Source organism: Stenotrophomonas sp. P5_A8 (genome assembly GCF_056400545.1).
Genome location: NZ_JBFULB010000020.1, coordinates 1 through 24,331, shown reverse-complemented (window position 1 = coordinate 24,331; position 24,331 = coordinate 1). Strand labels below are relative to the sequence as shown.

27 protein-coding genes are annotated in these 24,331 nt (G+C 67.7%); 15 read left to right on the top strand and 12 right to left on the bottom strand.

Going from position 1 to position 24,331, the window contains the following annotated elements; translation table 11 throughout:
- Positions 1-115: 115 nt before the first annotated feature.
- Positions 116-997, bottom strand: coding sequence for a LysR family transcriptional regulator (locus tag AC1DQP_RS02975; RefSeq protein ID WP_457317964.1), 882 nt, complete (start codon positions 995-997; stop codon positions 116-118).
- A gap of 96 nt (positions 998-1,093) precedes the next feature.
- On the opposite strand from AC1DQP_RS02975, the gene AC1DQP_RS02970 reads away from it, so the two are divergent.
- The 4 genes from AC1DQP_RS02970 to AC1DQP_RS02955 all read left to right on the top strand — a co-directional run bounded on the left by AC1DQP_RS02970 (position 1,094) and on the right by AC1DQP_RS02955 (position 4,740).
- Positions 1,094-1,504 (top strand): DoxX family protein, encoded by a 411-nt coding sequence (locus AC1DQP_RS02970; RefSeq protein WP_256775137.1) that lies wholly within the window; start codon positions 1,094-1,096, stop codon positions 1,502-1,504.
- 37 nt (positions 1,505-1,541) lie between these two features.
- Positions 1,542-2,339 carry a DODA-type extradiol aromatic ring-opening family dioxygenase gene (locus AC1DQP_RS02965; protein ID WP_457317963.1) on the top strand — a complete coding sequence of 266 codons (798 nt, stop codon included), beginning with the start codon at positions 1,542-1,544 and terminating at the stop codon, positions 2,337-2,339.
- A complete protein-coding gene (locus tag AC1DQP_RS02960; protein ID WP_478051070.1) occupies positions 2,336-2,986 on the top strand; it encodes an alpha/beta hydrolase in 651 nt (216 codons plus the stop codon). Before AC1DQP_RS02965 ends, AC1DQP_RS02960 begins: the two co-directional genes overlap by 4 nt.
- Before the next feature lie 110 nt (positions 2,987-3,096).
- Complete coding sequence (locus tag AC1DQP_RS02955; RefSeq protein ID WP_256775140.1) at positions 3,097-4,740, top strand: Na+/H+ antiporter; 1,644 nt, start codon at positions 3,097-3,099, stop codon at positions 4,738-4,740.
- A 179-nt stretch (positions 4,741-4,919) separates the two neighbouring features.
- Here the strand turns inward: AC1DQP_RS02955 and AC1DQP_RS02950 are convergent, their stop codons facing one another.
- A complete protein-coding gene (locus AC1DQP_RS02950; protein ID WP_256775141.1) occupies positions 4,920-5,171 on the bottom strand; it encodes a DUF3297 family protein in 252 nt (83 codons plus the stop codon).
- A 137-nt stretch (positions 5,172-5,308) separates the two neighbouring features.
- On the opposite strand from AC1DQP_RS02950, the gene AC1DQP_RS02945 reads away from it, so the two are divergent.
- Positions 5,309-5,851, top strand: a complete 543-nt coding sequence (locus AC1DQP_RS02945) for a DUF6630 family protein (protein ID WP_256775142.1) — start codon at positions 5,309-5,311, stop codon at positions 5,849-5,851.
- Positions 5,852-6,082: 231 nt separating this feature from the next.
- Here the strand turns inward: AC1DQP_RS02945 and AC1DQP_RS02940 are convergent, their stop codons facing one another.
- The 5 genes from AC1DQP_RS02940 to msrB form a co-directional block, all read right to left on the bottom strand.
- Positions 6,083-6,358, bottom strand: coding sequence for a DUF4031 domain-containing protein (locus tag AC1DQP_RS02940; protein ID WP_457317960.1), 276 nt, complete (start codon positions 6,356-6,358; stop codon positions 6,083-6,085).
- A 14-nt stretch (positions 6,359-6,372) separates the two neighbouring features.
- A complete protein-coding gene (locus AC1DQP_RS02935; protein WP_457317959.1) occupies positions 6,373-6,873 on the bottom strand; it encodes a hypothetical protein in 501 nt (166 codons plus the stop codon).
- A 418-nt stretch (positions 6,874-7,291) separates the two neighbouring features.
- Positions 7,292-8,236, bottom strand: coding sequence for a flagellar motor protein MotB (gene motB, locus AC1DQP_RS02930; protein WP_478051069.1), 945 nt, complete (start codon positions 8,234-8,236; stop codon positions 7,292-7,294).
- 9 nt (positions 8,237-8,245) lie between these two features.
- Positions 8,246-9,100, bottom strand: coding sequence for a flagellar motor stator protein MotA (gene motA, locus AC1DQP_RS02925; protein WP_256775146.1), 855 nt, complete (start codon positions 9,098-9,100; stop codon positions 8,246-8,248).
- Between the two features lie 159 nt (positions 9,101-9,259).
- Positions 9,260-9,727 (bottom strand): peptide-methionine (R)-S-oxide reductase MsrB, encoded by a 468-nt coding sequence (gene msrB, locus AC1DQP_RS02920; protein ID WP_256775147.1) that lies wholly within the window; start codon positions 9,725-9,727, stop codon positions 9,260-9,262.
- 138 nt (positions 9,728-9,865) lie between these two features.
- Here msrB and AC1DQP_RS02915 point away from each other — a divergent pair, with 138 nt between their 5' ends.
- Both AC1DQP_RS02915 and AC1DQP_RS02910 read left to right on the top strand, forming a co-directional pair.
- A complete protein-coding gene (locus AC1DQP_RS02915) occupies positions 9,866-10,288 on the top strand; it encodes a classical arabinogalactan protein 4 (protein WP_457317957.1) in 423 nt (140 codons plus the stop codon).
- A 229-nt stretch (positions 10,289-10,517) separates the two neighbouring features.
- Complete coding sequence (locus AC1DQP_RS02910) at positions 10,518-10,691, top strand: lana protein (RefSeq protein WP_256775149.1); 174 nt, start codon at positions 10,518-10,520, stop codon at positions 10,689-10,691.
- Between the two features lie 72 nt (positions 10,692-10,763).
- Here AC1DQP_RS02910 and AC1DQP_RS02905 read toward each other — a convergent pair whose 3' ends face one another.
- Complete coding sequence (locus AC1DQP_RS02905) at positions 10,764-11,243, bottom strand: Lrp/AsnC ligand binding domain-containing protein (protein WP_256775150.1); 480 nt, start codon at positions 11,241-11,243, stop codon at positions 10,764-10,766.
- A 149-nt stretch (positions 11,244-11,392) separates the two neighbouring features.
- Between AC1DQP_RS02905 and AC1DQP_RS02900 the strand changes: the two genes are divergently transcribed.
- Both AC1DQP_RS02900 and alr read left to right on the top strand, forming a co-directional pair.
- Positions 11,393-12,703 carry a D-amino acid dehydrogenase gene (locus AC1DQP_RS02900; protein ID WP_457317956.1) on the top strand — a complete coding sequence of 437 codons (1,311 nt, stop codon included), beginning with the start codon at positions 11,393-11,395 and terminating at the stop codon, positions 12,701-12,703.
- Positions 12,682-13,755 carry an alanine racemase gene (gene alr / locus AC1DQP_RS02895; protein ID WP_256775152.1) on the top strand — a complete coding sequence of 358 codons (1,074 nt, stop codon included), beginning with the start codon at positions 12,682-12,684 and terminating at the stop codon, positions 13,753-13,755. The genes AC1DQP_RS02900 and alr overlap by 22 nt, the downstream gene beginning before the upstream one ends.
- A gap of 75 nt (positions 13,756-13,830) precedes the next feature.
- Here the strand turns inward: alr and AC1DQP_RS02890 are convergent, their stop codons facing one another.
- The gene (locus AC1DQP_RS02890; RefSeq protein ID WP_256775153.1) at positions 13,831-14,397 is read right to left on the bottom strand and encodes a DUF3016 domain-containing protein; all 567 of its coding nucleotides are present in this window, start codon (positions 14,395-14,397) and stop codon (positions 13,831-13,833) included.
- A gap of 174 nt (positions 14,398-14,571) precedes the next feature.
- Here AC1DQP_RS02890 and AC1DQP_RS02885 point away from each other — a divergent pair, with 174 nt between their 5' ends.
- Together AC1DQP_RS02885 and AC1DQP_RS02880 are read left to right on the top strand one after the other, a co-directional pair.
- Positions 14,572-16,638: an ATP-binding protein gene (locus tag AC1DQP_RS02885; RefSeq protein ID WP_457317955.1), complete on the top strand. Its 2,067-nt coding sequence runs from the start codon at positions 14,572-14,574 to the stop codon at positions 16,636-16,638.
- A 44-nt stretch (positions 16,639-16,682) separates the two neighbouring features.
- The gene (locus AC1DQP_RS02880) at positions 16,683-16,973 is read left to right on the top strand and encodes a DUF3247 family protein (protein WP_457317954.1); all 291 of its coding nucleotides are present in this window, start codon (positions 16,683-16,685) and stop codon (positions 16,971-16,973) included.
- Positions 16,974-17,031: 58 nt separating this feature from the next.
- Here AC1DQP_RS02880 and AC1DQP_RS02875 read toward each other — a convergent pair whose 3' ends face one another.
- Positions 17,032-17,295 (bottom strand): hypothetical protein, encoded by a 264-nt coding sequence (locus AC1DQP_RS02875; RefSeq protein ID WP_256775156.1) that lies wholly within the window; start codon positions 17,293-17,295, stop codon positions 17,032-17,034.
- Positions 17,296-17,447: 152 nt separating this feature from the next.
- Between AC1DQP_RS02875 and AC1DQP_RS02870 the strand changes: the two genes are divergently transcribed.
- From AC1DQP_RS02870 to AC1DQP_RS02860, 3 genes are read left to right on the top strand one after another with little or no spacing between them, the layout of a single operon-like run.
- Positions 17,448-18,572 (top strand): class I SAM-dependent methyltransferase, encoded by a 1,125-nt coding sequence (locus AC1DQP_RS02870; protein WP_478051068.1) that lies wholly within the window; start codon positions 17,448-17,450, stop codon positions 18,570-18,572.
- The gene (locus AC1DQP_RS02865) at positions 18,569-19,273 is read left to right on the top strand and encodes a pseudouridine synthase (protein ID WP_256775158.1); all 705 of its coding nucleotides are present in this window, start codon (positions 18,569-18,571) and stop codon (positions 19,271-19,273) included. The genes AC1DQP_RS02870 and AC1DQP_RS02865 overlap by 4 nt, the downstream gene beginning before the upstream one ends.
- Entirely contained in the window at positions 19,270-19,947 is a 678-nt protein-coding gene (locus AC1DQP_RS02860) for an HAD family hydrolase (RefSeq protein ID WP_457317952.1), read from the top strand. The genes AC1DQP_RS02865 and AC1DQP_RS02860 overlap by 4 nt, the downstream gene beginning before the upstream one ends.
- 1,277 nt (positions 19,948-21,224) lie before the next feature.
- Here the strand turns inward: AC1DQP_RS02860 and fabB are convergent.
- Both fabB and fabA read right to left on the bottom strand, forming a co-directional pair.
- Entirely contained in the window at positions 21,225-22,433 is a 1,209-nt protein-coding gene (gene fabB, locus AC1DQP_RS02855) for a beta-ketoacyl-ACP synthase I (RefSeq protein WP_256775160.1), read from the bottom strand.
- Positions 22,433-22,948 carry a 3-hydroxyacyl-[acyl-carrier-protein] dehydratase FabA gene (gene fabA / locus AC1DQP_RS02850; protein ID WP_038690696.1) on the bottom strand — a complete coding sequence of 172 codons (516 nt, stop codon included), beginning with the start codon at positions 22,946-22,948 and terminating at the stop codon, positions 22,433-22,435. Before fabA ends, fabB begins: the two co-directional genes overlap by 1 nt.
- Before the next feature lie 243 nt (positions 22,949-23,191).
- Between fabA and dinB the strand changes: the two genes are divergently transcribed.
- A complete protein-coding gene (dinB, locus tag AC1DQP_RS02845; protein ID WP_478051067.1) occupies positions 23,192-24,274 on the top strand; it encodes a DNA polymerase IV in 1,083 nt (360 codons plus the stop codon).
- The last annotated feature ends 57 nt before the right edge of the window (positions 24,275-24,331 follow it).

The window sequence follows — 24,331 nt, the reverse complement described above, 5'->3', positions numbered from 1 at the left end:
ACGAGCCCCCATGGATGGGTTCACGGCGTGTCCCGTCGAGCCCTACCCGGGCCCCTCCTTCCGGAAAACAGAAGCGCTGCTGTTCGCAAAGATCAGCGCAATCAAGCGCGCACCCTCAGCCCAACGCTTCCACCAGGTAATCAATGAAGCTGCGTACCTTCGGAGCAAGGTGATTGCGGCTGGTGTAGACCGCGTAAATGCCGATCGGGGCGACGTCCCAGTCCGGCAGCAGGCGTTCAAGGCGGCCGTCGGCCAGGGCGTCGCCGACCAGGAAATCCGGCTGCAGGATGATGCCCATCCCGGCCAGCGCCGCTTCGCGCAGGACATCGCCATTGTTCGCGCGCAGGCCGCCGCGCACCGCCACGGAAACGTCGCCGCGCGGCCCGCGCAACGGCCAGCTGTCGCCACCGCCCCAGTAGCTGTAGCCCAGGCACTGGTGGTCGGCCAGATCTTCGGGCTGCTGCGGACGGCCGCGCGCGTCCAGATAGGCCGGAGCCGCGCACAGGGTGATCTGGGTGTCGGCCAGCTTGCGCGCGATCAGCGCCGGGCTCGGTTGGCGGGTGATGCGCAGGGCCACGTCGTAGCCTTCTTCGACCATGTCCACCAGGCGGTCGGACAGGGAGAGCTCCAACTGCACCTGCGGGTAGCGCGCGCGGTAGCCGGCCAGCAGCGGGCCCAGCCGGGCGATGCCGTAGCTCACCGGCGCATTGACCCGCAGCAGCCCGGACGGCTCCAGCGCCTGCGCGCCGATCCCGGCCTCCAGCGCGTCGAACTGCGCCAGCAGCTGCACGCATTGCGCGTAATAGGCCGCACCGGTGCTGGTCGGGCTGACCCGGCGGGTGGTGCGGTTGAGCAAACGGGTGGACAGTCGCTTCTCCAGCGCCGCGATCTGCCGCGTCACCCCTGCCGTGGACAGGTCCAGCGCCTGGGCCGCCGCGCTGAAGCCATTGCGCTCGACCACGGCCACGAACACACGCATCGCCTCGAGAGTGTCCATTGTTTCATTTCCCGTAATAAACAGCGTCGTCTGATCGTATTTATCGCCGTGAGTGAGCGCAATAACCTGTGCCCATCCTAATCCGCGAGGTCCCCCATGCAACCGTCCCCTGTACGTGTTTCCGCACTTGCCCCGCTGGGCGCCAGCCTGCTGCGCTGGGGCCTGGGTGCGCTGTTCCTGGTGCACGGCCTGACCAAGCTGCTGGTGTTCACCCCGGCCGGCACCGCCGCCTATTTCGCCTCGCTGGGCCTGCCCGGTGCGCTCGGCTACCTGACCATCGCGCTGGAACTCACCCTGGCCGCCGCGCTGCTGCTCGGCATCTACGCGCGCTGGGTCGGGCTGGCAGGCGTGCCGCTGCTGCTGGGCACCATCGTCAGCGTGCACGGTGCCAACGGTTTCAGCTTCGCCAATGCCGGCGGTGGCTGGGAATACCCGGCGTTCTGGGCGTTCGCACTGCTGGTGCTGTTCTGCATCGGCGATGGCAAGTGGACGCTGGTGTCGCGCTGAGCGCGGCTGCATCGATGTTCTTCTCCTGGAGTCTGTGATGTCCCGTCTGCCCTCGCTGTACATCTCCCACGGTTCGCCGATGACCGCGCTCAACCCCGGTCTGGTCGGCAAGCGCCTGGCGACGCTGGCCAAGCAGTTGCCGCGTCCGCGCGCGATCGTGATGGCCTCGGCGCACTGGCTCACCCACCAGCCGGCGGTGGGCGGGCATGCGCAGCCACCGACGATCCACGACTTCGGCGGTTTCCCGCAGGCGCTGTTCGACCTGCAGTACCCGGCGCCGGGCGATCCGGCGCTGGCGGCCGAGATCGCCGCACGGCTGGATGCTGCCGGCCTGCCTGCCGCGATCGATCCACGGCGGGGCCTGGACCATGGCGCGTGGGTACCGCTGCGCTTCCTGTACCCGCAGGCGGACATCCCGGTGGTACCGCTGGCGATCCAGCCGCTGCTGGGGCCGACCCACCAGTACGCACTGGGCCGCGCGCTGGCACCGCTGCGCGAGCAGGGTGTGCTGGTGATCGGTTCGGGCAGCATCACCCACAACCTGCACGACTGGGGCAACTACGCCGAGGGCAAGGAAGCGCCGTACGTGCGCCCCTTCATCGACTGGGTGGAGCAGCGCCTGCAGGCCAATGACAGTGCCGCGCTGCTGGATTACCGCGCCCGCGCGCCGCATGCGGTGCAGGCGCACCCCAGTGACGAGCACCTGCAGCCGCTGCACTTGGCCATGGGCGCGGCCGGCGGCGAGGTGCTGGGCGCGCAGCGCATCGACGCCGGTATCGATGCCGGTTTCCTGGCGATGGACATCTACCGCTTCGACGGCCAGGCGGCTGCGTGAGCAGCCTGCATACGGTGGTACGTGCGGCCACGGGGCCGGCGCAGGGGCTGGTGGTGCTGTTGCATGGCGTGGGCGGCAATGAACGATCACTGCAGGCGCTGGCCCATGGGCTGGATCCGCGCTTGCAGGTGCTGCTGCCACGCGGTCCGCTCGCGTTCGCTGCGGATGCCTTTGGCTGGTTCACGGTGCAGTTCGGCGCGAACGGGCCGGTGATCGATCCCGCACAGGCCGAGGCCAGCCGTCGTCTGTTGATCGCGTACGTGCGCGACCAGCAGGCGCAGCTCGGCATCGATGCCGCGCACACGCTGGTGGCCGGCTTCAGCCAGGGCGGGATCATGAGCGCAGGCATCGCGCTCACCGCACCGCAGGTGGCGCGGCAGTTTGCGATCCTGTCCGGGCGCATCCTGCCGGAGATCGCACCGCACATCCCGGCCGACATCGCCCGCCGTGGCGTGCAGGGTCTGATCCTGCACGGACGCGATGACAGCACGTTGCCGTTCGCGTTGGCTACCGCTGCATCGGCGCGTCTGCAGGCGCTGGGCGTGGCGCACGCACTGCGCAGCTACGTGGCCGATCACGCGCTGACGCCGGCAATGGAGGCCGATGTCACTGCCTGGAGCGCGCGTCAGCTGCTGTCCAGCGACTGAGCCTGGGCCGCGTCGGCGTTCGCTCCGGCGGACGGGTGTGGTAGTTTTTTTGCAGTTTCCGGCGCCGGCTGCCTCGCAGCCTCCCCCTCGCGCCGTCCACTGGAAAATACATGCATACCATTGAAGTCGTCCTGGCGATGCTGGTGGCCGTTGTCGCCAGCGGCTACCTGGTCCGGGTATTGCCGTTGTCCTTGCCACTGCCACTGGTGCAGATCGGGCTGGGGGCGGTGATCGCCGGGGTGTTCAATCGTGGCCACGCGCTGGAACCGGAAATGTTCTTCCTGCTGTTCCTGCCGCCGCTGCTGTTCCTCGATGGCTGGCGTATTCCCAAGCAGGGCCTGTTCCGCGACAAGGGCGTGATCCTGGAGCTGGCGCTCGGGCTGGTGGTGTTCACCGTGGTCGGCGCCGGCTTCCTGATCCACTGGATGATCCCGGTGATGCCGCTGGCGGTGGCCTTCGCGCTGGCCGCGATCATTTCCCCGACCGATCCGGTGGCGGTGGGCTCAATCGCTTCGCGCGCGCCGATTCCCAAGCGCCTGATGCACATCCTGGAAGGCGAATCGTTGTTGAACGATGCGTCCGGCCTGGTCTGTTTCCGCTTCGCGGTGGCCGCGGTGATGACCGGCAGCTTCTCGCTGGCGACCGCCTCGCTGACGTTCCTGTGGGTGGCGCTGGCGGGCCTTGCGATCGGCGTGGCGGTGACCCTGGGGGTATCGACGTTCCAGCGCTGGCTGTGGCGGCGTTTCGGTGAAGAGCCGGGCGCGGCGTTGCTGGTCAACCTGCTGATTCCGTTCGCGGCCTACCTGCTGGCTGAAGAAGCCAATGCCTCGGGCATCCTGGCGGCGGTGGCCGCCGGCATCACCATGAGCTACGTCGAGCTGACCGGTCGCGTCTCCGGCAGCATGCGCGTGCAGCGCGCGGCGGTGTGGGGGATGCTGCAGTTCAGCTTCAACGGCATCATGTTCGTGCTGCTCGGCGAGCAGCTGCCGGGCATCGTGGATCGCGCGATCACCACCGTCAGCGAGAGCGGCCACCACAGCGCGTGGTGGTTGCTGGTGTACGTGGTGGTGATCAACCTGACGCTGATCGTGCTGCGCCTGGCCTGGGTGTGGGTGTCGCTGCGCTGGAGCGTCCTGCGTGCCCGCCATCGCGGCGAAGTACGGCAAGGCACCTCGTGGCGCATCGTCGTGGCGACCTCGGTGGCCGGCGTGCGCGGTGCGATCACCCTGGCCGGCGTGCTCACCCTGCCGTTGTTCCTGCCCGATGGCAGCGCGTTCCCCGCGCGCGACCTGGTGATCTTCCTGGCGGCGGCGGTGATCCTGTTCTCGCTGGTGGCGGCCAGCGTGGCGCTGCCGCGCCTGCTCAAGGGCCTGGAGCTGCCGGCCGATTCGGGCGAGCGCAAGGCCGAGGACCTGGCACGGCGACTGGCGTCCAAGGCGGCCTTGGCCGGGGTGGAACGCATGCGCCAGCAACTGGTGCAGAACCAGACCACCGAGAACGTGCAGCTGTACAACGACGCCGCCTCGCGGGTGAGCCTGCTGTACCAGCGCAACCTGGAGAAGGACGACGGACCCGATGCGGACCCGGAAAAGGTGCGGCGGATGGAAGAGGGCTACCGCCAGCTGCGCGGCGCCGGGCTGACCGCCGAGCGCGAGGAACTGTTCCGGCTGACCCGGCGCGGCACGATCTCCGATGAGGTCTCGCGCCGCCTGATCCGCAACCTGGACCTGCTGGAAACGCGCCAGCGCGGGTAAACCATAAATCCGGAGGGTAGAGCCACCCCATGGGTGGCTGTCGCAATGCCCGATGTCGGCCTGCGCCCGACCGACGGGTAGAGCCACCCCATGGGTGGCTGTCGCAACGCCGAAGGTCTGGCCTGCGCCCGGCCCGGAAAGCAGCCACCCATGGGGTGGCTCTACCCCCGTGCGGTGGATCAGGCGTCCGGCTTCTGGTCCAGGTAATACGCCACCACGGTGCCCTTGATCTTGATGGTCATCGGGTTGCCACGGCGGTCGCGGGCCTTGCCGGCCTGTACGCGGATCCAGCCTTCGCTGACCGAATATTCTTCGACGTTGTCGCGCTCGACATCGTTGAAACGGATGCCGACGCCACGCTCAAGCGCGGGGCCATCATGGAAGGGACTGGTCGGGTTGATCGCCAGGTGATCGGGAGGGGTATCGCTCATGGTCAGTGCGTCGTAATGGCCACCACGGCCATCTTCCAGACGTACAGGATAAACCGCGGCGGCCCCGCGGCCGAATTTCGCTTCCTGCCAACGCCACTGCACGGCAGAATGCCCGCCTGCCTACAGGAATACCGGTCATGCCTGACAACAGCGATTATTTCGACTTCGAAGAAGAAGAGCGCGATTTCGACGAAGACGATTTCGAGGCGCGGATCTGGAACCTGTTCGTGCTGATCAACCCGGGCGATGAAGAGCTGGGCCTGCAGCAGTTCAACCGCTGGCGCGAGGCGGTGCTGGAAGCCGGCGAGGAGATCGACGAAGAAGCCGACTGGCTGCCGCCGCTGATGGCCGCCATCGCCTGGCAGTCCGGGTTCGAGGTGGACCGTGAGGATGCCGATGCGCTGATGTCGGCGGTCAACGAGCTGTCCGCGCGCTGGAACCTGCAGCTGGACTGGGGCGGCGACCTGGATGACGAGGATTTCGCCGCCAAGGTGGACGCCTCGGTGCTGATGGGCACCGCCTACGACCGCCTCCGCGAGCAGAACTACTCGCTGTGGAGCGTGGACACCGGCAACGACGGCCTGGCCGGCTGGATGGCGCTCAGCCGCGACGACGACGCGATGCTGGCGCTGTGCTCGTTGTTGGGCGTGGAAGTGCGACCGGGCAGCGACCCGTTCTGAGAGACCGGTAGAGCCGACCGTTGGTCGGCTGCCCCTCGCATCCGGCGTAAAAGCCCCCTGACAGCATGTGCCGGCCAATGGCCGGCGCGCAGCCTGCGCTGAGAGGTTCATGAGGTTGCCGGCCAGCGGCCGGCACGCGGCGTGCGCTGAGAGGTTCATGAGGTTGCAGGCCAGCGGCCGGCACGCAGCGTGCGCTGGCAGGTTCATGAGGTTGCCGGCCAGCGGCCGGCACTACGGCTGGTATTGCGTGCGCGCGTTGGCGATGACTGCTTTGACCAGCGCGCGGTCGGTGTGCCGCGAGATGGCTTGCGCGCCCAGTTCGATGGCGTGGGCACGCAGCGGGGCGGGCACGTCGTAGTGGGCGCCGCTGGGTCGGTTCTGGAACGCCCGGCGGGGAATCCCGAGCTGCGCCGCCATGGCGTGCAGCTCGGGCAGGGTGTCGGCCATCAGATGCGCCCAGCGCTCGCCGCGCCAGGGATGGACCGCATCGTCGATATAGACCGTCACCGGATTGCCGTGGCTCAGGCCTGCGGCTTGTCGTCGCTGGCGGCCGGGGCGGTTTCGGCTGCGGCGTCGGTGCCGGCCTCGTCCACGATCTGCGCGTCTTCGGCGTCTTCGGCGTCGTCGCCTTCTTCGCCTTCCACGCCTTCGAACTCGGAGACCAGCTGGGCCAGGTACTCGTCGGCGGTCTTGCCTTCGTCGGCGGCCAGGTCATCGATCAGCTGCTGCAGCTGGCTCGAGTATTCCAGGTTGACCTTGCGGCCTTCCTTTTCCTGCACGTTGGACAGGTGCTTGAGCATGGCCAGCATCGGCACCGGGTTGTCGGCGTTGCCCATGGTCTGGCCGCCGATGGCCAGCAGCCATTCGGTGCCCTGCAGGCCGATCGCGGCGACGACCTGACCCTCTTCGTTGGTCAGCACGGCATGGTTCTGCACCGGCTGCTGGGCGTTGAGGCGGTTGATCGGGCGCTTGGGCTGCTGCTTCTTGCGCTTGTCGCGCTTGGCCTTGGACTGCTTGGACATGGTGGCGTCTATCTACACAGGGAAAGACCGCCATTGTAATGGGGTTGGCCGCTGCCGTCGGCCCGTCCCTGCGGACAGGCTCCACACAGGCACGCGCGGCGCGGACGGCCCGCCCACGCAGGACCCGCCGGTAGGGTCGGGTCGCAGCCGACTGCCGATGGACCGCCCACGCCCGGGAACGCATGACCTCGAAACGATATGGCGCCCGGAACCGGCAGCTGCGTTGAGGGTCATGCCACATCGAACGTTGCCCACCTGCGTGCAGTCGGCCGGGGCGCGACCTACCAAGGCACGTACTTCTCGTCCGGTCGTGCGGCGCCAACAGCGCCAGGCGTGCATGGCCCGACCATTCGGGCGTCCGACCGGCCCGCCGTCCATCCGAACGGCTGACCAGCTGCCCACGCCCGGCTTCCTTCCGTCAGGGTGACCCCGCCGGTGCCTGCGCCGCCTGGATGTCCGGGTCGGCAGCGGTCGGCGACAGCGCCAGTTCCTGTCCGGCACCGGCCAACGCAGCGGCTTCGGCGGCCTTGGTCATCACCACGATGCTGATGCGGCGGTTGATCGGATTGTCCGGCTGGGTCTTGTCGAACAACACCGAGGAGGACAGCCCGACCACGCGGGTCACCTTCTCCTCGGTCATGCCACCGTCGAGCAGGGCGCGACGGGCCGCGTTGGCGCGGTCGGCGCTGAGTTCCCAGTTGCTGTAGCCGTGCACGGCGTTGTAGGCGGTGGTGTCGGTGTGGCCGGTGATGCTGATCCGGTTCGGCACGTGGTTGATGAACTGCGACAGCTCGCGCAGGATGTCGCGCGTGTACGGCTTGAGCGCGGCGCTGCCCATGTCGAACATCGGCCGGTTCTGCTTGTCCACGATCTGGATGCGCAGGCCTTCCGGGGTGAGGTCCAGCAGCAACTGGTCCTTGAACGGTTCCAGCGCCTGGCTTTTGCTGATCGCTTCTTCCAGTTCCTGCTTGAGCGCCTCCAGCTGCTGCTTCTCGCGCTCGCGCTCGGTCTGCGGCACCGGCTTGGCCGCCTGCTGGTTCTGGAACGGGTCGTTGCTGTTGCCCCTCGAAATGTCGGTGGCCCCGCCCAGTTTGATCATCGAGGTGCTGGCGCCGCCGGGACCGGCCATGCCTGGCGCGGCAGTCGGACTCTGCCCCGCCAGCGGGCTGGGGTTGCGGAAGTACTCGGAAATGGCCGCGCGCTCGGGCTTGGTGGTGGCCGCCATCAGCCACAGCACCAGGAAGAAGGCCATCATCGCGGTGACGAAGTCGGCGTAGGCAACCTTCCAGGCGCCGCCATGATGGGCGGCGTGGCCGGCCTTCCTGACCCGGCGGACGATGACGGTGGGTTTGTTCTCGGCCATGGCGGTGCCTTACTTGACCGTCTTGAGGTGCTGTTCGAATTCGCTGAAACCCGGGCGCACGTTCGAGGGCAGGGTCTTGCGGGCGAATTCGAGGGCGATCTTCGGGTTGTAGCCGCGCAGGCAGGCCAGCAGGGCGGTCTTGACCGACTCGTAGATACGGCTGTCCTGTTCGGCGCGCGCTTCCACGGCCGCGGCCAGCGGGCTGACGAAGCCGTAGGCCAGCAGGATGCCCAGGAAGGTACCGACCAGCGCGCCGGCCACGTGCGCGCCGACCTCGGTGATCTCACCGCCGATCGAGCCCATGGTGATCACGATGCCCAGCACCGCGGCCACGATGCCGAAACCGGGCAGGCCGTCGGACACCTTGTTCAGCACCGCCGAGGGCTGCATGGCTTCGGCGTGGTGCTTTTCCAGCTCCATCTCCAGCAGCGGCTCCAGCTCGTGCGGTTCGATGTTGCTGCCGATCATCAGGCGCAGGCAATCGGTGATGAAGTCGACCAGGTGGTGGTCGGCCTGCACCTTGGGGTAGTTGGCGAAGATGCTGCTTTCGGCCGGGCGCTCGACATGGTCTTCCAGCGCCATGAAGCCCTCGCGGCGGGCCTTGTTGAGCAGTTCGTAGAGCAGGCTCAGGACGTCGATGTAGTCCTGCTGCTTGTAGGCCGGGCCCTTGAACACGCCGATGGTGGCCTGCAGGGTCTGCTTGACGGTCTTGACCGGGGTCCCCACCAGAAACGCGCCCAGCGCCGCGCCGCCGATGATGACCAGTTCGTACGGTTGCCACAGGGCGGCCAGCTTGCCGTGCGCGCCGAGGTAGCCGCCGAGCACGCTGATGATGACGATGAGGAATCCAACGAAGATGAGCATGGGGCCGGCGCGGAGTAGGGGATACCTCCATGTCGGCCCGTCCCCCGGTTTTCTGAAGGGGGCGTTTGTTCGATGTCACACTTTTGCGACGCCGATGTGCGGACCTGCGGCCCGCACCCACCGGTCCGAGCCGGTCGCTTCAGTCCGCCGCCCGCGACGTCAACCCGCGGGCTGGGCTTCGGCGCCGCCGCGCTGCAATGGGTCCGGGTAGGGTTCGCCATTGGGGGTGAACGACAGCGAGACCGAATTCAGGCAATGCCGCTCGTGGGTCGGTGGTGGACCATCGGGGAACACATGGCCGAGATGGCTGTCACATCGCGCGCAGACGATCTCGGTACGGATCATGCCGTGGCTGATGTCGCGGATCTCGCGCACATGCGCCGGGTCGAACGGGGCGAAGAAGCTCGGCCAGCCGGTCCCGGAGTCGAACTTGGTGCTGGAACGGAACAGCGGCAGCCCGCACAGGCGGCAGCCATAGACGCCGTCCTGCTTGTTGTCCAGGAACACGCCGCAGTAAGGCGCCTCGGTGCCGTGCTGGAGCAGCACCCGGCGCTCATCGGCGCTGAGACCGGCCACCAGGGCCTGGCGCTGGGCGTCGCTGGGGGGAGAGAGATCGAAGGCGGTCATGGCGGTTCCTCGCGGGGGTGGGTTCAAGATTGGGCCGGCGGCGGGCGCTTCAACCCGCGCGGCCTTGATCGGCGATGTTCATGGTGCTGATACCCGCGTGGGTGCAAGGTGGAGTCCTGATCCCCGCCGGAGCCTGCCATGTCCCGCCACCCCTGCCTCGCCGCTGCGCTGCTGGTGCTGTTGCCGGCCGCGGCCATGGCGCAGATCGGGCCGCCGCCGAGCCCGACCAAGACCCGCCCCGTGGTGGTCACCCAGCCCAGCCCCACGCCGCTGCCCACGCCGGTGCGTCCGGCCCCGGTCGACAGCCTGTCCGGGCAGATGGCGCCGGTGAAGTCCGACAGCCAGGTCCAGCAGCAGCTGCGGACTCATCCGATCCAGGCCCAGGGCGACGGCCCGGCCCAGCCGATCCAGGGCCCGACCCTGCAGCCCAAGGTGTACGACCGCCACGGCCGCATCATTCCCGGTGCCAAGCAGGTCGGCCCCAACCGCGTGCTCGATACCCGTACCGGCCGGTATTACGACGCCATCCCCAGCGGCAACGGCCAGCAGATCAAGCCGTAACTGGCGGTAAGGACGACCCACGGTCGACTGCCGTAGCGATGCGGCGTTCGATGCCAGCATGACCTCACGCGCAGCGCGCCATCGATGAACGCTCCACAACCGCGCCCCGCAGTCATGTGCGTCAACGATTGCGCTCACTGTTTTTTCGCCTGCGATTAACCGTTTTTCCGGAACCCTGTGCGTGCGCCGGAATGCGGCGTATTCCAAGGTTTTTCAGAAGAGTGCAATCATGACCAACCAGCAGAACCAGAAGGGCGGGAAGATGCCGCAGCAGGAACAGCAGGGCAGTCAGCAGCAGCACCAGAAGGCCGGCCAGCAGAACCAGCAGCAGTGGGACCAGCAGAACCAGAAGGGCGGCAAGCAGCCGGACCAGCGCAGCCCCGGTTCCAAACAGCAGCGCTGACGCGCGCGTCATTCCACGACCCGAGGCGGTGCGCGCAAGCGCGCCGCCTTTCGCGTTTGGTGGCCGCCCAACTCAATCCGGAATCGGCAACATCAACGTTTCCTTGACCTCTTCCATCACGATGTAGCTCTTGGATTCGCGCACGTGCGGCAAGGTCAGCAGCGTGCTGCCGAGCAGCTTGCGGTAGGACGCCATCTCGCTGATGCGGGCCTTGAGCAGGTAGTCGAAATCGCCCGAGACCAGGTGGCATTCCAGCACGTTGGGCAACTTCAACGCGGCGCGCCGGAACTCCTCGAAAATGTCGCCGGACTTGTAGGCCAGGCTGATCTCCACGAACACCAGCAGGCTGGCCTTGAGGTAGTGCGGATCGAGCTTGGCGTAGTAGCCGGTGATGGCGCCATCGCGCTCCAGGCGGCGTACCCGCTCGGTGCAGGGCGTGGTCGACAGGCCGACCCGTTCGCCCAGCTCGGTGAAGGAGATCCGGCCCTCGGCCTGCAGGATGCGCAGGATCTTGCGGTCGATCTTGTCCAGCTCGCGGGGGCGCACGGCCATTGGCGTCATCCAGGCATGGGGGTTGGCAGGACAATACCCTGCCATCGCTGCTAAAAACAGGCGAAAAGCTGGGTTTGGCCGGAATATACTTCCGTAAATATGGTCCCGGCACGCTCCAGTGCAGGGAATGATCGGGTTGGAGAAGCAGCATGCGCGTTCTAGTCCTTGGCAGCGGCGTCATCGGCACCACCAGTGCCTGGTACCTGCGGCAGGCCGGGTTTGAAGTCACGGTCGTGGACCGCCAGCCCGGTCCGGCGCTGGAAACCAGTTTCGCCAACGCCGGCCAGCTGTCGTTCGGGTACACCTCGCCGTGGGCCGCCCCCGGCGTGCCGCTGAAGGCGGTCAAGTGGTTGTTCTCCGAACACGCCCCGCTGGCGATCCGGCCCGGCCTGGATTGGCGCCAGTACGCGTGGCTGGCGCAGATGCTGCGCAACTGCACCCACGAGCGCTACGCGATCAACAAGGCGCGCATGGTGCGCATGTCCGAATACAGCCGCGACTGCCTGAACGAGCTGCGCCGCGAGACCGGCATCGAATTCGAAGGCCGCGACCTGGGCACCACCCAGCTGTTCCGCACCCAACAGCAGCTGGACGCCTCGGCGCAGGACATCGAAGTGCTGGCCCAGTACGGCGTGCCCTACAAGGTGCTCGACCGCGAGGGCATCATCGCCCACGAGCCGGCGCTGGCCGGGGTGGCCGACAAACTGGTCGGCGCGCTGTGGTTGCCGCGCGACCAGACCGGCGACTGCCAGCTGTTCACCCGTCGCCTGGCGCAGATGTGCGTCGATGCCGGGGTTGAGTTCCGCTTCGACCAGGACATCGCCGGCCTGCAGACCGATGGTGACCGCATCACCGGGGTGCGCATCGACGGCAAGCTGGAAACCGCCGACCGCTACGTGGTCGCGCTCGGCAGCTATTCGCCCTCGCTGGTGGACCCGCTGGGCCTGCGCCTGCCGGTGTACCCGCTCAAGGGCTACTCGCTGACCCTGCCGATCACCGACGCGGCAATGGCGCCGACCTCGACCATCCTGGACGAAAGCTACAAGGTGGCCGTCACCCGCTTCGACGACCGCATCCGCGTCGGTGGCATGGCCGAAGTGGTCGGGTTCGACCTGTCGCTGTCGCCGCGCCGCCGCGCCACCCTGGAAAAGGTGGTGGGCGATCTGTACCCGCACGGCGGCGACCTGTCGCGCGCCGAGTTCTGGACCGGGCTGCGCCCGGCCACCCCCGATGGCACGCCGGTGATCGGCGCCACCCCGTACCGCAACCTGTTCCTCAACACCGGCCACGGCACGTTGGGCTGGACCATGGCCTGCGGTTCGGGCCGTTACCTGGCCGACCTGATGAGCGCGCGTCAGCCGCAGATCAGCACCGAAGGCCTGGATATCTTCCGTTACGGCCATACCGCCGCATCCGTTGTTCATAGTGAGCCCAAAGCATGCGCCCAGCCCGCGCGTTGATCGACCTGGACGCGTTGCGCGCCAATTTCCGCCTCGCCCGTGACCTCGGTGGTGGCCGCAAGACGCTGGCCGCGATCAAGGCCGATGCCTACGGGCACGGTGCCATCGCGTGCGCGCGCGCGCTGCAGGGCGAGGCCGACGCGTTCGGCGTGGCCTGCATCGAAGAGGCGCTGGAACTGCGCCAAGCCGGCATTACCACGCCGATCGTGCTGCTGGAAGGGTTCTTCGATGCCGACGAGCTGCCGCTGATCGTGCAGCACAACCTGTGGTTCGCCGTCGGTGCGCCGTGGCAGGTCGATGCGGTGGCCGCGTTCGACACCGATGCCACGCTGCATATCTGGCTGAAGCTGGACAGCGGCATGCATCGTCTCGGCCTGTCGCCGGCCGATTTCCGCACCGCGCACGCGCGCCTGAGCGCGCTGCCGCAGGTCGGGCCGATGGTGCTGATGAGCCACATGGCGCGTGCCGATGAACTGGACAGCCCGCGTACCCGCGAGCAGGCCGACACCTTCGCCGCGGCGATCGAAGGCCTGGCGGGCGAAACAAGCCTGTGCAACTCACCGGCGCTGCTGGGCTGGCCGGACGTGCGCAGCGACTGGGTGCGCCCGGGCCTGATGCTGTACGGGGCCAATCCGTTGCCCACGCACTCGACGTTGACCGAGCGCCTGCGCCCGGTGATGACCATGCAGTCGAAGATCTTCGCCGTGCGCGAGATCGGTATCGGCGAGCCGGTCGGCTATGGCGCGCGCTTCGTTGCGCAGCGTCCGACCCGGGTGGGCGTGGTGGCGCTCGGTTATGCCGATGGCTACCCGCAGTTCGCGCCCAATGGCACGCCGGTGGTGATCGACGGCCACGCGGCCACGCTGATCGGGCGGGTATCGATGGACATGCTCACCGTGGATATCACCGACCTGCCGCAGGCCGGGGTGGGCAGCACCGTCACCTTGTGGGGCCAATCGCCGCGTTTGGATGTGCTGGCGCCGCTGTGCGGGGTCAGTGCGTACCAGCTGCCGTGTGCGGTCAAACGGGTGCCGCACGTCCTGCAAGGGTGAGAACCGGGTAGAGCCACGCCCTGCGTGGCTGGGCACCGTCAGTGCCACGCATGGCGTGGCGTTACGCAATCCGGGTCAGTTGCTGGCGGTGGCCGGGGCGCGCAGGTCGCGCTGGGCCCAGTCGTCCAGCAGCCGCTTCTCGTAGCGCAGCGGATCGGTATCGCGCTGCATGCCGATGTTGTGCAGGTAGCCGGTGTCGGACAGCTTGCGCTCGGCCTCGGCCAGCACCTGGCCCTGGGCGTCACGCAGGGTATAGCTGAGCGTGATCCGCGGCGGGTAGACGTCGCGCAGGATGCGGATATCGGTGCCGCGCGGTCCGTGCCAGGGCTCGTAGTCGCCGGCGCGCTTGATGTCGGTGATGGTCACCTCCAGGGTCTGCCCTGGCTGCAACTGCTTGCCGGCGGTCTTCTGCGCGTACTGCGCCAACTGCTGCACCCAGTCGCCGCGCTCGGCCTCGAAGCGGTTGCTGCTCTGGCGGATTTCGGTGAACTGGGCCGGGTCGGTCCAGCTGACCTTGACCGGGCCATCGCCGCTCAAGGCACGCGGTGCCTGGGGATCGGTGACCGAACGCGGGGCCGCGCTGGCGCAGCCGATCACCAGCAGGCAGGTCAACAGTCCGGCTACCAAAGGTTTGCGGTTCATGGCGACTCCTCGATCACGATCACAGACGGATCCGGGCTTGAGTGTGTTCCTGTTCGCCGGGTGGGACAATCGACACGCCCCCTGCCGCAGCCCCCGGTTGCCGCGAATTCACCTACGTCAGAACCCGAACCCGCCTGACCCCGCGCTTGACGCTACGAATACGCGGTCTGGAAGATGCTGTATACCTCCGTTTCGCCAGTTGCCCCATTGACGCCTTTGTCCAGCCTGCCCACTTCCACCCTTGAACGTTCCCCTTTCATGACGCCTGCGGCAGATTCCGGCCTGTACCGGAGCATGCTGGAGCAGATGAATGCCGGCTTCTGCGTGATCGAGGTGTTGTTTGAGGACAAGATCGCCGTCGATTACCGGTTTTTGGAGTTCAACGAGGCGTTCGAGCGAAATACAGGGCTGATCGGCGTACTTGGGCAGCGCGTCACCGAGGTGGTGCCGGGGCACGAAACCGAATGGTTCGAGGTCTATGGTGAGGTTGCCGCGACCGGCCAACCCCAGCAGTTCGAGCAGGAAGCGCGTGCGCTGGGACGCTGGTATTCGGTCGAAGCGGTGCGCGTCGGCGCCCCGGGCGACAACCAGGTGGCGGTGGTGTTCTTCGACATCACCAGCCGCAAGCAGATCGAAGTGGAACTGGCCGAAAGCGAAGCGCGTTTCAGTGCCCTGGCCGACGGGTTGCCGATGCCGGTGTGGGTGCTGGACGAGCTGGGCCACGCCCGGTTCGTCAACAGCGCGTTCACCGAGTTCTTCGGTGGCGACGAGCGCGTACCCGAAGCGGTCTGGCAGGGCCTGGTGCATCCCGACGATGCGTCGGTGTTCGACTACGAACTGCAGGAAGCGCTGAAAGCGCAGCGCTCGATGCACGCGCTGGTACGCGGCCGCCGCGCGGATGGGCAGTGGCGCTGGCTGGAAATGAACGCGCGTCCGCGCTTCTCGCGGATGGGCCGGTTCATCGGCCTGGCCGGCAGCAGCCCGGATGTGACCGAGCGCCGCGAAATCGAGATGGCACGCGAGGAGCTGCTGCAGTCCGAGCGCGCCGCACGCAGTGCCGCCGAGAACATGGCGCGGTTGAAGGACGAGTTCCTGGCCACGCTGTCGCACGAACTGCGTACCCCGCTGACCACCATCCTGGGCTGGAGCGAACTGCTGCTGCAGCGGGTGGACAACACCAGCCCGCTGTTCAAGGGCCTGGGCGTCATTGCCAACAGCGCGATGGCGCAGAAGCGCCTGATCTCGGACATGCTCGACCTCAGCAGCATGCTGCTGGGTAAGGTCCAGCTGGAAGTGGAAGTGCTGGACCTGCGCGCCCAGCTGACCGAGGCGATGGGTGCCCAGGAGCTGGTCGCCGAGGGCAAGGCACTGGAGATGAGCCTGGTGCTGCCCGAGGAACCGGCGCTGGTGCTGGGCGATGCCACCCGGCTGCAGCAGGTGCTGTGGAACCTGCTCTCCAATGCGATCAAGTTCACCCCGGCCGAGGGCACCGTCACGGTGACCCTGCGCGCCGATGGCGGCCACTGGTCGATCAGCGTGGCCGACTCCGGTGACGGCATCGCCCCGGAATTCCTGCGTCACCTGTTCAGCCGCTTCCGCCAGGCCGATGGCACCACCACGCGGCGTCATGGTGGGCTGGGACTGGGGCTGGCGATCGCCCAACAGCTGGTTGAACTGCACGGCGGCGCGGTGTCGGCCGCCAGCGAAGGCCCTGGCCACGGCGCCACGTTCACCGTGCGCTTGCCGCACTACCAGCCGCAGGCCGATGGTCGCCCGCTGCGCGAGGTATTCAGCGGGCCGATCGGCGAACAGATCATCGAGCCGTATCCGCTCAAGGGCCTGCGCCTGCTGGCGGTGGAAGACCAACCCGAAGTGCTGGAGTACCTGCGCCGGCTGTTGGAGGAGCAGGGCGCGGAAGTCACCGCAGCGACTTCGGCCGGTGAAGCTCTGGCGCTGCTCGACCAGGGCGGCCACACCGGCATCGACGTGCTGCTGACCGATATCGGCATGCCCGGCATGGACGGTTACGGCCTGGTGCGGACCCTGCGCGAAGACATCGGCGTGGAAGCGGACGCGTTGCCCGCCGTGGCGGTGACGGCGCTGGCCCGCGCCGATGACCGCAAGCGCGCATTGGCCTCGGGCTTCCAGGAGCACGTGGCCAAGCCGTATTCGGTGGCCCAACTGGTCTCGGCCGTGCGCAGCGTGCTCGGCAACCAGCGACGTGCTTTGCCGGACCGTTGACGGCGGCATGCCCACAATCGACCGGGTACGCCACAGGAGTCCACATGTCCCGTTATGCCCCCACCATCCACACCGATCCGGCGCGGATCGCCGCCCTTGAAGCACTGTTGCCGCAGCTGCACGGTCAAACCCGGGTCGAAGTGACCCTCGACGATGGCAGCCGCGTGCTGGGCACGGTCGCGGTGCAGCCGACGCTTCAGCAGTACCGCGACGCCGACGAGAACGAGGGCAGCAACGGCCAGCTGCGTCTGGACGACCTGGATGCCCCGGTGCAGCAGCACCTGGTGTGGCTGGACCGGATCGCCGCGATCCGGCAGTTGCCGCCGGTGGAATGACGGGCGGCAAGCTGCCTGGGCTGATCCGGCTCGAATACGCCGGATCAGACGGGCCGGCTCAGTGCTGGAACACCTCCGGCTCGGCCTCGAACCGGCGGGCGTAAGCGCGTTCGTCGGCCACCCGCGCCACCTCGTCATCGGCCATGTCCGGCGCGCCGTATACCGCATAGGCCACGCTGCCGTCGGCCTGCTTGCCCACCTGGTGCAGGCGGTAGCGCGAGTGGCCGCCGCCGCTGTCCTGCGGGTAATGCACTGGCGGCTGCGCGCCCTCCATGTCCATCTCGCTGTTGTCGACTACGCCACCGACAAACAATGCACGCATGAGCCATCTCCATCGCAAGTGAGCCTCCACCCTGACGGTTGGGATGTTGGCAGGGGATCAACGCGGCGTTGAATAAACGCAAATCGGCCCGGGGCGGGGCCGATCCGGGCGAACCGGTAGAATGGCCGTCTCCTTTCAAGATGTGCCTCCCGATGGCTGCCCAGCACGACGCTCCCCTGGAAACCCTGTTCCTGCCGTTCGCCAGTGGCGTGCTGTCCTGGCCCGCCGGCCCGGTGCTGTTCCTGCGCGCCCGCGATGGCTGGCCGCTGCGCGAACATGCCCAGCCGGGCCAGCTGGTCTGCGAGCAGAGCTTCCGACCGTTCGCCGACGCGCTGGAAGCCAGCGGCTGGACCGTGCGCGACGAGCAGCAGCTGGCCAGCGACACCACCCGCTACGCCGTGGTGCTGGTGTTGCCGCCGCGCCAGCGCGAGGAAGCCCGGGCCCTGTTCGCCCGGGCGCTGGCCCTGACCGCGCCGGGTGGCGTGGTGGTGGCCTGCCAGCACAACAATGAAGGCGCGCGCTCCGGTGAAGGCGACCTGCAGGAGCTGGCCGGCCTGGGCGGCAAGCTGACCAAGAACCACTGCCGCGCCTACTGGACCGCGCCGCTGAACGGCCAGCACGACGCCGCGCTGGCCCAGCGCTGGGCGACCCTGGACGCGCCGCGGGCGATCCTGGGCGGCCGCTTCCAGAGCCGTCCGGGCATCTTCGCCTGGGACCGCATCGACCCGGCCTCGGCGCTGCTGGTGGAGCAGCTGCCGGCCGACCTGGCCGGCCGAGGCGCCGACCTGGGCGCCGGCTTTGGCTACCTGTCGGCTGAAGTGCTGGCGCGCTGCCCGGGCGTGACCGGGCTGGACCTGTTCGAGGCCGAAGGCCGCGCCCTGGCGCTGGCGCGCGAGAACCTGTGCGCGCTGAACAAGCCCGCGGCGCTGGCCTACCACTGGCAGGACGTCACCGCCGGCATCGAAGGCCAGTACGACTTCATCGTCACCAACCCGCCGTTCCACACTCCGTCGCGTGCCGACCGCCCCGACATCGGCCAGCGTTTCATCGCCGTGGCCGCGCAGGCGCTGCGCCCGGGTGGGCGGATGTGGCTGGTGGCCAACCCCCACCTGCCGTACGAGCAGATCCTCAACGACAGCTTCGGCCAGGTCCGCGTGGCCGCCGAACGTGACGGCTTCAAGCTGATCCAGGCGACCAAGGCCAAGGACACCGGCCGCACCCGCGAGCCGACCCGGGTCAAGGACAGCCCGCGCGGCCGCAACTGGGACCGTGCATGAAACTGGTCAAGCTTCTGGCCAACCTCGGCTATGGCAGCCGCAAGCAGGTGCAGGGGATGTTCCGCGCCGGCCTGGTCACCGATGCCGACGGCGAGGTGCTGTATGCCGATGACGTGATCGCGCACGAGGCGATCCGGGTCGAGGGCGAGCCGCTGGACCCCCCGCAGGGGCTGACCCTGATGCTGCACAAGCCGCGCGGTTACACCTGTTCGACCAAGGACAAGGGTCGGTTGATCTACGACCTGCTGCCGCCGCGGTATCGCGAGCGCGCGCCGGTGCTGTCCTCGGTGGGCCGGCTGGACCGGGACACCAGCGGCATGCTGCTGATGACCGACGACGGCGCGCTGCTGCACCGGATCGTGTCGCCCAAATCACGCCTGGACAAGGCCTATGAGGTGACCTTGGCCGAAGACCTGCGCGGCGATGAAACCGCGCGCTTTGCCAGTGGCGGCCTGTTGCTGGAATCGGACGACAAGCCGCTGCTGCCGGCCGAGCTGCACGTGAACGGCCCGCGCCAGGCGCAGCTGGTGCTGCATGAAGGCCGCTACCACCAGGCGCGGCGGATGTTCGCTGCGGTCGGCAACCATGTCGAGGCGCTGCACCGCAGCCGCATTGGTGGGTTGTCGCTGGACGGGCTGGAAGAAGGCCAGTGGCGCACGCTGGATGCTGCCGACCTGGAAACCCTGTTCGACGTGCCATGAGCCAGATCGCTGCGCTGCCGTTCCTGCCTGACGCGGTCATCTTCGACATGGATGGGTTGATGATCGACAGCGAGCGGGTGTCGGTCGAGTGCTGGTCCCAGGCCGCGCAGGAACGGGGGCTGCCATTCGAGGACGGCTTCTGGCTGCGCATGGTCGGGCTGGGTGATCGCGACTGCGAATGCCTGCTGCTGGAGCGCATCGATGCGGACCAGGTGGCGGCGCTGTTCGCGCGCTGCCACGACCTTTACGAACAACGCACGCACGCCGGGCTGCCGTTGCGGCCGGGCATCCTGGAACTGCTGCAGCTGTTGCGCGAGCACGACGTGCCGCGCGCGGTGGCGACCTCGACGCGGCAGCCGCGGGCATCGCGCAAGTTGGCGGCGTCCGGGTTGCTGGATTTCTTCGACGTGGTGGTGACCAGCAGCGACGTCGCCCATCCCAAGCCGGCGCCGGACATCTACCTGCTGGCTGCGCAGAAACTGGGCAAGGCGCCAGCGCGCTGCCTGGCGCTGGAAGATTCGCCGGCGGGTATCCGCGCGGCGGTGGGCGCGGGCATGACCGCGATCCAGGTGCCCGACCTGGTCCATCCCGACGAGGAACTGCGCGCGCTGGGCCACCGCATCGTCGGTTCGCTGGTAGACGCGCACGCGCTGCTGCTGCCGCATCTACGGTAGAGCCGAGCCACGCTCGGCTGCCTTTCCTGCCGGCATCATGACCGCCGGACCGAGCGCGACGGGCAGAAGCTACGCCGGCAACGCCGACGCTGGTTTGATGGATGTTGGCGTCGGATGCGTGTGCCGCGCTGCGCGCGGTTGCCGAGCATGGCTCGGCACTACCGGTCACGCGTGATGCGGGATTGCCGGCGCGCGATCAGGTCAGGTGGCCTGATCACGCATCGGTAGAGCCGAGCCATGCTCGGCTGCCTTTCCTGCCGGGATCATGACCGCCGGACCGAGCGCGACGGGCAGAAGCTACGCCGGCAACGCCGGGTGGCGGTTTGACGGATGGCGGCTTCGGATGCGTGTGCCGCGCTGCGCGCGGTTGCCGAGCATGGCTCGGCACTACCGGTCACGCGTGGTGCGGGATTGCCGGCGCGCGATCAGGTCAGGTGGCCTGATCACGCATCGGTAGAGCCGAGCCATGCTCGGCTGCTGTTCCTGCCGGGATCATGACCGCCGGACCGAGCGCGACGGGCAGATGCTACGCCGGCAACGCCGATGGCGGTTTGACGGATCTTGGCTTCGGATGCGTGTGCCGCGCTGCGCGCGGTTGCCGAGCACGGCTCGGCACTACCGGTCACGCGTGATGCGGGATTACCAGCGCGTGATCGGTCCACGCGTGATGCGGGATTGCCGGCGCGTGATCAGGTCAGGTGGCCTGATCACGCATCGGTAGAGCCGAGCCATGCTCGGCTGCCTTTCCTGCCGGCATCATGACCGCCGGACCGAGCGCGACGGGCAGAAGCTACGCCGGCAACGCCGATGGCGGTTTGATGAATGTTGGCTTCGGGTGCGTGTGCCGCGCTGCGCGCGGTTGCCGAGCATGGCTCGGCACTACCGGTCACGCGTGATGCGGGATTACCAGCGCGTGATCGGTCCACGCGTGATGCGCGATTGCCGGCGCGTGATCCGTCCACACGTGGTGCGGGATTACCGGCGCGTGATCGGTCCACGCGTGATGCGGGATTACCGGCGCGCGATCCGCCCACGCGTGGTGCGGGATTACCGGCGCGTGATCCGTCCACACGTGGTGCGGGATTGCCGGCGCGTGATCCGTCCACGCGTGGTGCGGGATTGCCCGCACGGCGTCCGGTCATGTGGCCTGCTGCGGAACGTTTCGGTAGAGCCGAGCCATGCTCGGCTGCCTTTCCTGCCCGAAGCACGACCGCCGGACCCAAGGCAAAAAGCCCGGCGCAGTGGCCGGGCTTTTTCATCACTGCATCAACCGCGCATCACACCCGGCCGAAGACCAGCGCCGCGTTGGTGCCGCCGAAACCGAAGCTGTTGGACATCACCGTGTTCAACTGCGCATCCTGGCTCTGGCGCACGATCGGGAAGCCCTCCACCAGCGGATCGAGCTCGCCGATGTTGGCCGAGCCGGCGATGAAACCGTCGCGCATCATCAGCAGGCAGTAGATCGCTTCGTGCACGCTTGCCGCACCCAGCGAATGGCCGGACAGCGCCTTGGTCGAGGACAGCGGCGGGATCGCTTCGCCGAACACCTCGCGCACGGCCTTCAGCTCGGTGACATCGCCCAGCGGGGTCGAGGTGCCGTGCGTGTTGAGGTAATCGATCGGGCCGGACAGGTTGGCCATCGCCATGTTCATGCAGCGCACCGCGCCTTCACCGGACGGGGCCACCATGTCGGCGCCATCGGAGGTGACACCGTAGCCGACCAGCTCGGCGTAGATGCGTGCGCCACGGGCCACGGCGTGGTCGTAATCTTCCAGCACCAGCATGCCGCCACCACCGGCGATGACGAAGCCATCGCGGTCCTTGTCGTACGGGCGCGAGGCCGAGGCAGGGGTCTCGTTGAAGCGGGTGGACAGCGCGCCCATGGCGTCGAACATCACGCTCATCGACCAGTGCAGGTCTTCACCACCACCGGCGAACATCACGTCCTGGGCGCCGTGGCGGATCAGGTCGGCGGCCGCGCCGATGCAATGGGCGGAGGTCGCGCAGGCCGCGGACAGCGAGTAGCTCAGGCCCTTGATCTGGAACGCGGTGGCCAGGCATGCCGACACCGTGGAGCACATCGTGCGCGGGACCATGTACGGGCCGACCTTGCGCACGCCACGCGCACGCAGGATGTCGGCCGATTCGACCTGCCACTGGCTGGAACCACCGCCCGAGCCGGCGATCAGGCCGGTGCGCGGGTTGGCGACCTGCGCCGCGTCCAGACCGGCATCGGCGATCGCATCGCGCATGGCGATGTAGGCATAGGCCGAGGCATCGCTCATGAAGCGCTTGAGCTTGCGGTCGATCTGCGCGTCCAGGTCCAGTTCGATGTTGCCGCCGACGTGGCTGCGTAGGCCGGCTTCGGCATGGTCCGGCAGATTGCGGATGCCGGGACGGCCTTCACGCAGTGCGGCGGACACGGTGTCCAGATCGTTGCCCAGGCACGAGGTGATGCCCATTCCGGTAATGACGACGCGACGCATCAGAAGTTCTCGGTGGAGGTGAACAGACCTACGCGGAGGTCTTTGGCGGAATAGATTTCACGGCCGTCCACCAGCATGCGGGCGTCGGCCTGGGCCATCACCAGCTTGCGGTTGATGACGCGGGTGATGTCGATTTCATAGCTCACCAGCTTCGCTTCGGGCAGCACCTGTCCGGTGAACTTCACTTCCCCGCAGCCCAGGGCGCGGCCGCGGCCGGGGGCGCCGAGCCAGGTGAGATAGAAGCCGGTGAGCTGCCACATGGCATCCAGGCCGAGGCAGCCGGGCATGACCGGGTCGCCGATGAAATGGCAGCCGAAGAACCACAGGTCCGGGCGGATATCCAGTTCGGCGCGCACCAGTCCCTTGCCGTGTGGGCCGCCGTCGTCGCGGATGTCGGTGATGCGATCGAACATCAGCATCGGATCGTTGGGCAGGCGACCGCTGCCCGGGCCGAACAGTTCACCGCGGGCGCTGGCCAGCAGTTGTTCGCGCGAGAACGCGTGGAGACGAGTCATGGAAAGCGCAATCCTGGAGAAGTTGCCATCGGGTAAAGCCGGCCGTGGGTCGGCTATGTTGCTGGGATACAAGTGCGCAAGAGTGCAGAGGAAAAGCGATTCAATCAAACGTTTTAACCGTACGCTGGCGTAGTGTTTTCAGCTTGAAAACCGCATGTTGTTGTTATGAAAAGACCATACTCAGGCGTGTGGCTGTAATCTTGTTCATCTAGCAATCCGCTTCCAGGTCCGAGTCTTCCCGCCGTGTCGGTTCTGCGCAAAATCATTCATGTGGACATGGACGCGTTTTACGCGTCGGTGGAGCAGCGCGACGATCCGTCGCTGCGCGGGCGGCCGGTGGTGGTGGCGTGGAAGGGCGCGCGGTCGGTGGTATGCGCGGCATCGTACGAGGCGCGGGTGTTCGGGATCCGCTCGGCGATGCCGGCGCTGCGTGCGGAGCGGTTGTGTCCGGATGCGGTGTTCGTGCCGCCGGATTTCGTGCGTTACAAGGCGGTGTCCCGGCAGGTGCGGGAGATTTTCCTGCGGCACACGGATCTGGTGGAGCCGCTGTCGCTCGATGAGGCCTACCTGGATGTGACGGTGCACAAGGGCGGGATGACGGTGGCCACCGAGATTGCCGAGGTAATCCGTGCGCAGATCCGCGAGGAGACGCAGCTGACGGCGTCGGCGGGAATAGCGCCGAACAAGTTCCTGGCGAAGATCGCGTCGGACTGGCGCAAGCCGGACGGTCAGTTCGTGGTGCCGCCGCATCGGGTGGAGCGGTTTTTGACGCCGTTGCCGGTGAACCGGGTGCCGGGGGTGGGCAAGGTGATGGCGGGCAAGCTGGCGGAGTTGGGGATCGCGACGGTGGGCGATCTGCGCGCGCTGCCGCTGGAGGTGCTGGAGAGCCGCTTCGGGACATTCGGTGCGCGGTTGTACAGTCGCGCGCGGGGGATCGATGAGCGTGCGGTGGAGCCGGACCAGCCGGTGCAGTCGATTTCGTCAGAGGATACGTTCGCCGAGGATCTGCCGTTGGAGGCACTGGAGGCGGCGATCGTTGAGCTGGCGGGGAAGACGTGGCACGCGACGCGTAAGACCGAGCGGGTGGGGCATACGGTGGTGCTGAAGTTGAAGACGTCGCAGTTCCGGATCATCACGCGCAGTTTTACGCCGGAGTCGCCGCCGGAGTCGATGGAGGAGTTGCGGGATATCGCGCTGGCGTTGCGGGCGCGGGTGGATCTGCCGGCAGAGACGCGGTATCGGTTGGTGGGGGTGGGATTGGGGGGATTCCGGGAGCGCGAGGCGGTGAGCCAGCCGGGGCTGTTTGATCATCTGGATGATTATTGAGCTCGGACGCCGTCGTGTCCTTGTGCCGAGGGTTTGGGCGGCGTGGGTGGGGGTGGG

Excerpts from the sequence above, each read along its gene's own strand:
- AC1DQP_RS02975 (WP_457317964.1), bottom strand. The coding sequence starts at position 997 with ATGGACACTCTCGAGGCGATGCGTGTGTTCGTGGCCGTGGTCGAGCGC.
- AC1DQP_RS02970 (WP_256775137.1), top strand. The coding sequence starts at position 1,094 with ATGCAACCGTCCCCTGTACGTGTTTCCGCACTTGCCCCGCTGGGCGCC.
- AC1DQP_RS02965 (WP_457317963.1), top strand. The coding sequence starts at position 1,542 with ATGTCCCGTCTGCCCTCGCTGTACATCTCCCACGGTTCGCCGATGACC.
- AC1DQP_RS02955 (WP_256775140.1), top strand. The coding sequence starts at position 3,097 with ATGCATACCATTGAAGTCGTCCTGGCGATGCTGGTGGCCGTTGTCGCC.
- AC1DQP_RS02950 (WP_256775141.1), bottom strand. The coding sequence starts at position 5,171 with ATGAGCGATACCCCTCCCGATCACCTGGCGATCAACCCGACCAGTCCC.
- AC1DQP_RS02945 (WP_256775142.1), top strand. The coding sequence starts at position 5,309 with ATGCCTGACAACAGCGATTATTTCGACTTCGAAGAAGAAGAGCGCGAT.
- AC1DQP_RS02935 (WP_457317959.1), bottom strand. The coding sequence starts at position 6,873 with ATGTCCAAGCAGTCCAAGGCCAAGCGCGACAAGCGCAAGAAGCAGCAG.
- motB (WP_478051069.1), bottom strand. The coding sequence starts at position 8,236 with ATGGCCGAGAACAAACCCACCGTCATCGTCCGCCGGGTCAGGAAGGCC.
- motA (WP_256775146.1), bottom strand. The coding sequence starts at position 9,100 with ATGCTCATCTTCGTTGGATTCCTCATCGTCATCATCAGCGTGCTCGGC.
- msrB (WP_256775147.1), bottom strand. The coding sequence starts at position 9,727 with ATGACCGCCTTCGATCTCTCTCCCCCCAGCGACGCCCAGCGCCAGGCC.
- AC1DQP_RS02915 (WP_457317957.1), top strand. The coding sequence starts at position 9,866 with ATGTCCCGCCACCCCTGCCTCGCCGCTGCGCTGCTGGTGCTGTTGCCG.
- AC1DQP_RS02910 (WP_256775149.1), top strand. The coding sequence starts at position 10,518 with ATGACCAACCAGCAGAACCAGAAGGGCGGGAAGATGCCGCAGCAGGAA.
- AC1DQP_RS02905 (WP_256775150.1), bottom strand. The coding sequence starts at position 11,243 with ATGGCCGTGCGCCCCCGCGAGCTGGACAAGATCGACCGCAAGATCCTG.
- AC1DQP_RS02900 (WP_457317956.1), top strand. The coding sequence starts at position 11,393 with ATGCGCGTTCTAGTCCTTGGCAGCGGCGTCATCGGCACCACCAGTGCC.
- alr (WP_256775152.1), top strand. The coding sequence starts at position 12,682 with ATGCGCCCAGCCCGCGCGTTGATCGACCTGGACGCGTTGCGCGCCAAT.
- AC1DQP_RS02890 (WP_256775153.1), bottom strand. The coding sequence starts at position 14,397 with ATGAACCGCAAACCTTTGGTAGCCGGACTGTTGACCTGCCTGCTGGTG.
- AC1DQP_RS02885 (WP_457317955.1), top strand. The coding sequence starts at position 14,572 with ATGCTGTATACCTCCGTTTCGCCAGTTGCCCCATTGACGCCTTTGTCC.
- AC1DQP_RS02880 (WP_457317954.1), top strand. The coding sequence starts at position 16,683 with ATGTCCCGTTATGCCCCCACCATCCACACCGATCCGGCGCGGATCGCC.
- AC1DQP_RS02875 (WP_256775156.1), bottom strand. The coding sequence starts at position 17,295 with ATGCGTGCATTGTTTGTCGGTGGCGTAGTCGACAACAGCGAGATGGAC.
- AC1DQP_RS02870 (WP_478051068.1), top strand. The coding sequence starts at position 17,448 with ATGGCTGCCCAGCACGACGCTCCCCTGGAAACCCTGTTCCTGCCGTTC.
- AC1DQP_RS02865 (WP_256775158.1), top strand. The coding sequence starts at position 18,569 with ATGAAACTGGTCAAGCTTCTGGCCAACCTCGGCTATGGCAGCCGCAAG.
- AC1DQP_RS02860 (WP_457317952.1), top strand. The coding sequence starts at position 19,270 with ATGAGCCAGATCGCTGCGCTGCCGTTCCTGCCTGACGCGGTCATCTTC.
- fabB (WP_256775160.1), bottom strand. The coding sequence starts at position 22,433 with ATGCGTCGCGTCGTCATTACCGGAATGGGCATCACCTCGTGCCTGGGC.
- fabA (WP_038690696.1), bottom strand. The coding sequence starts at position 22,948 with ATGACTCGTCTCCACGCGTTCTCGCGCGAACAACTGCTGGCCAGCGCC.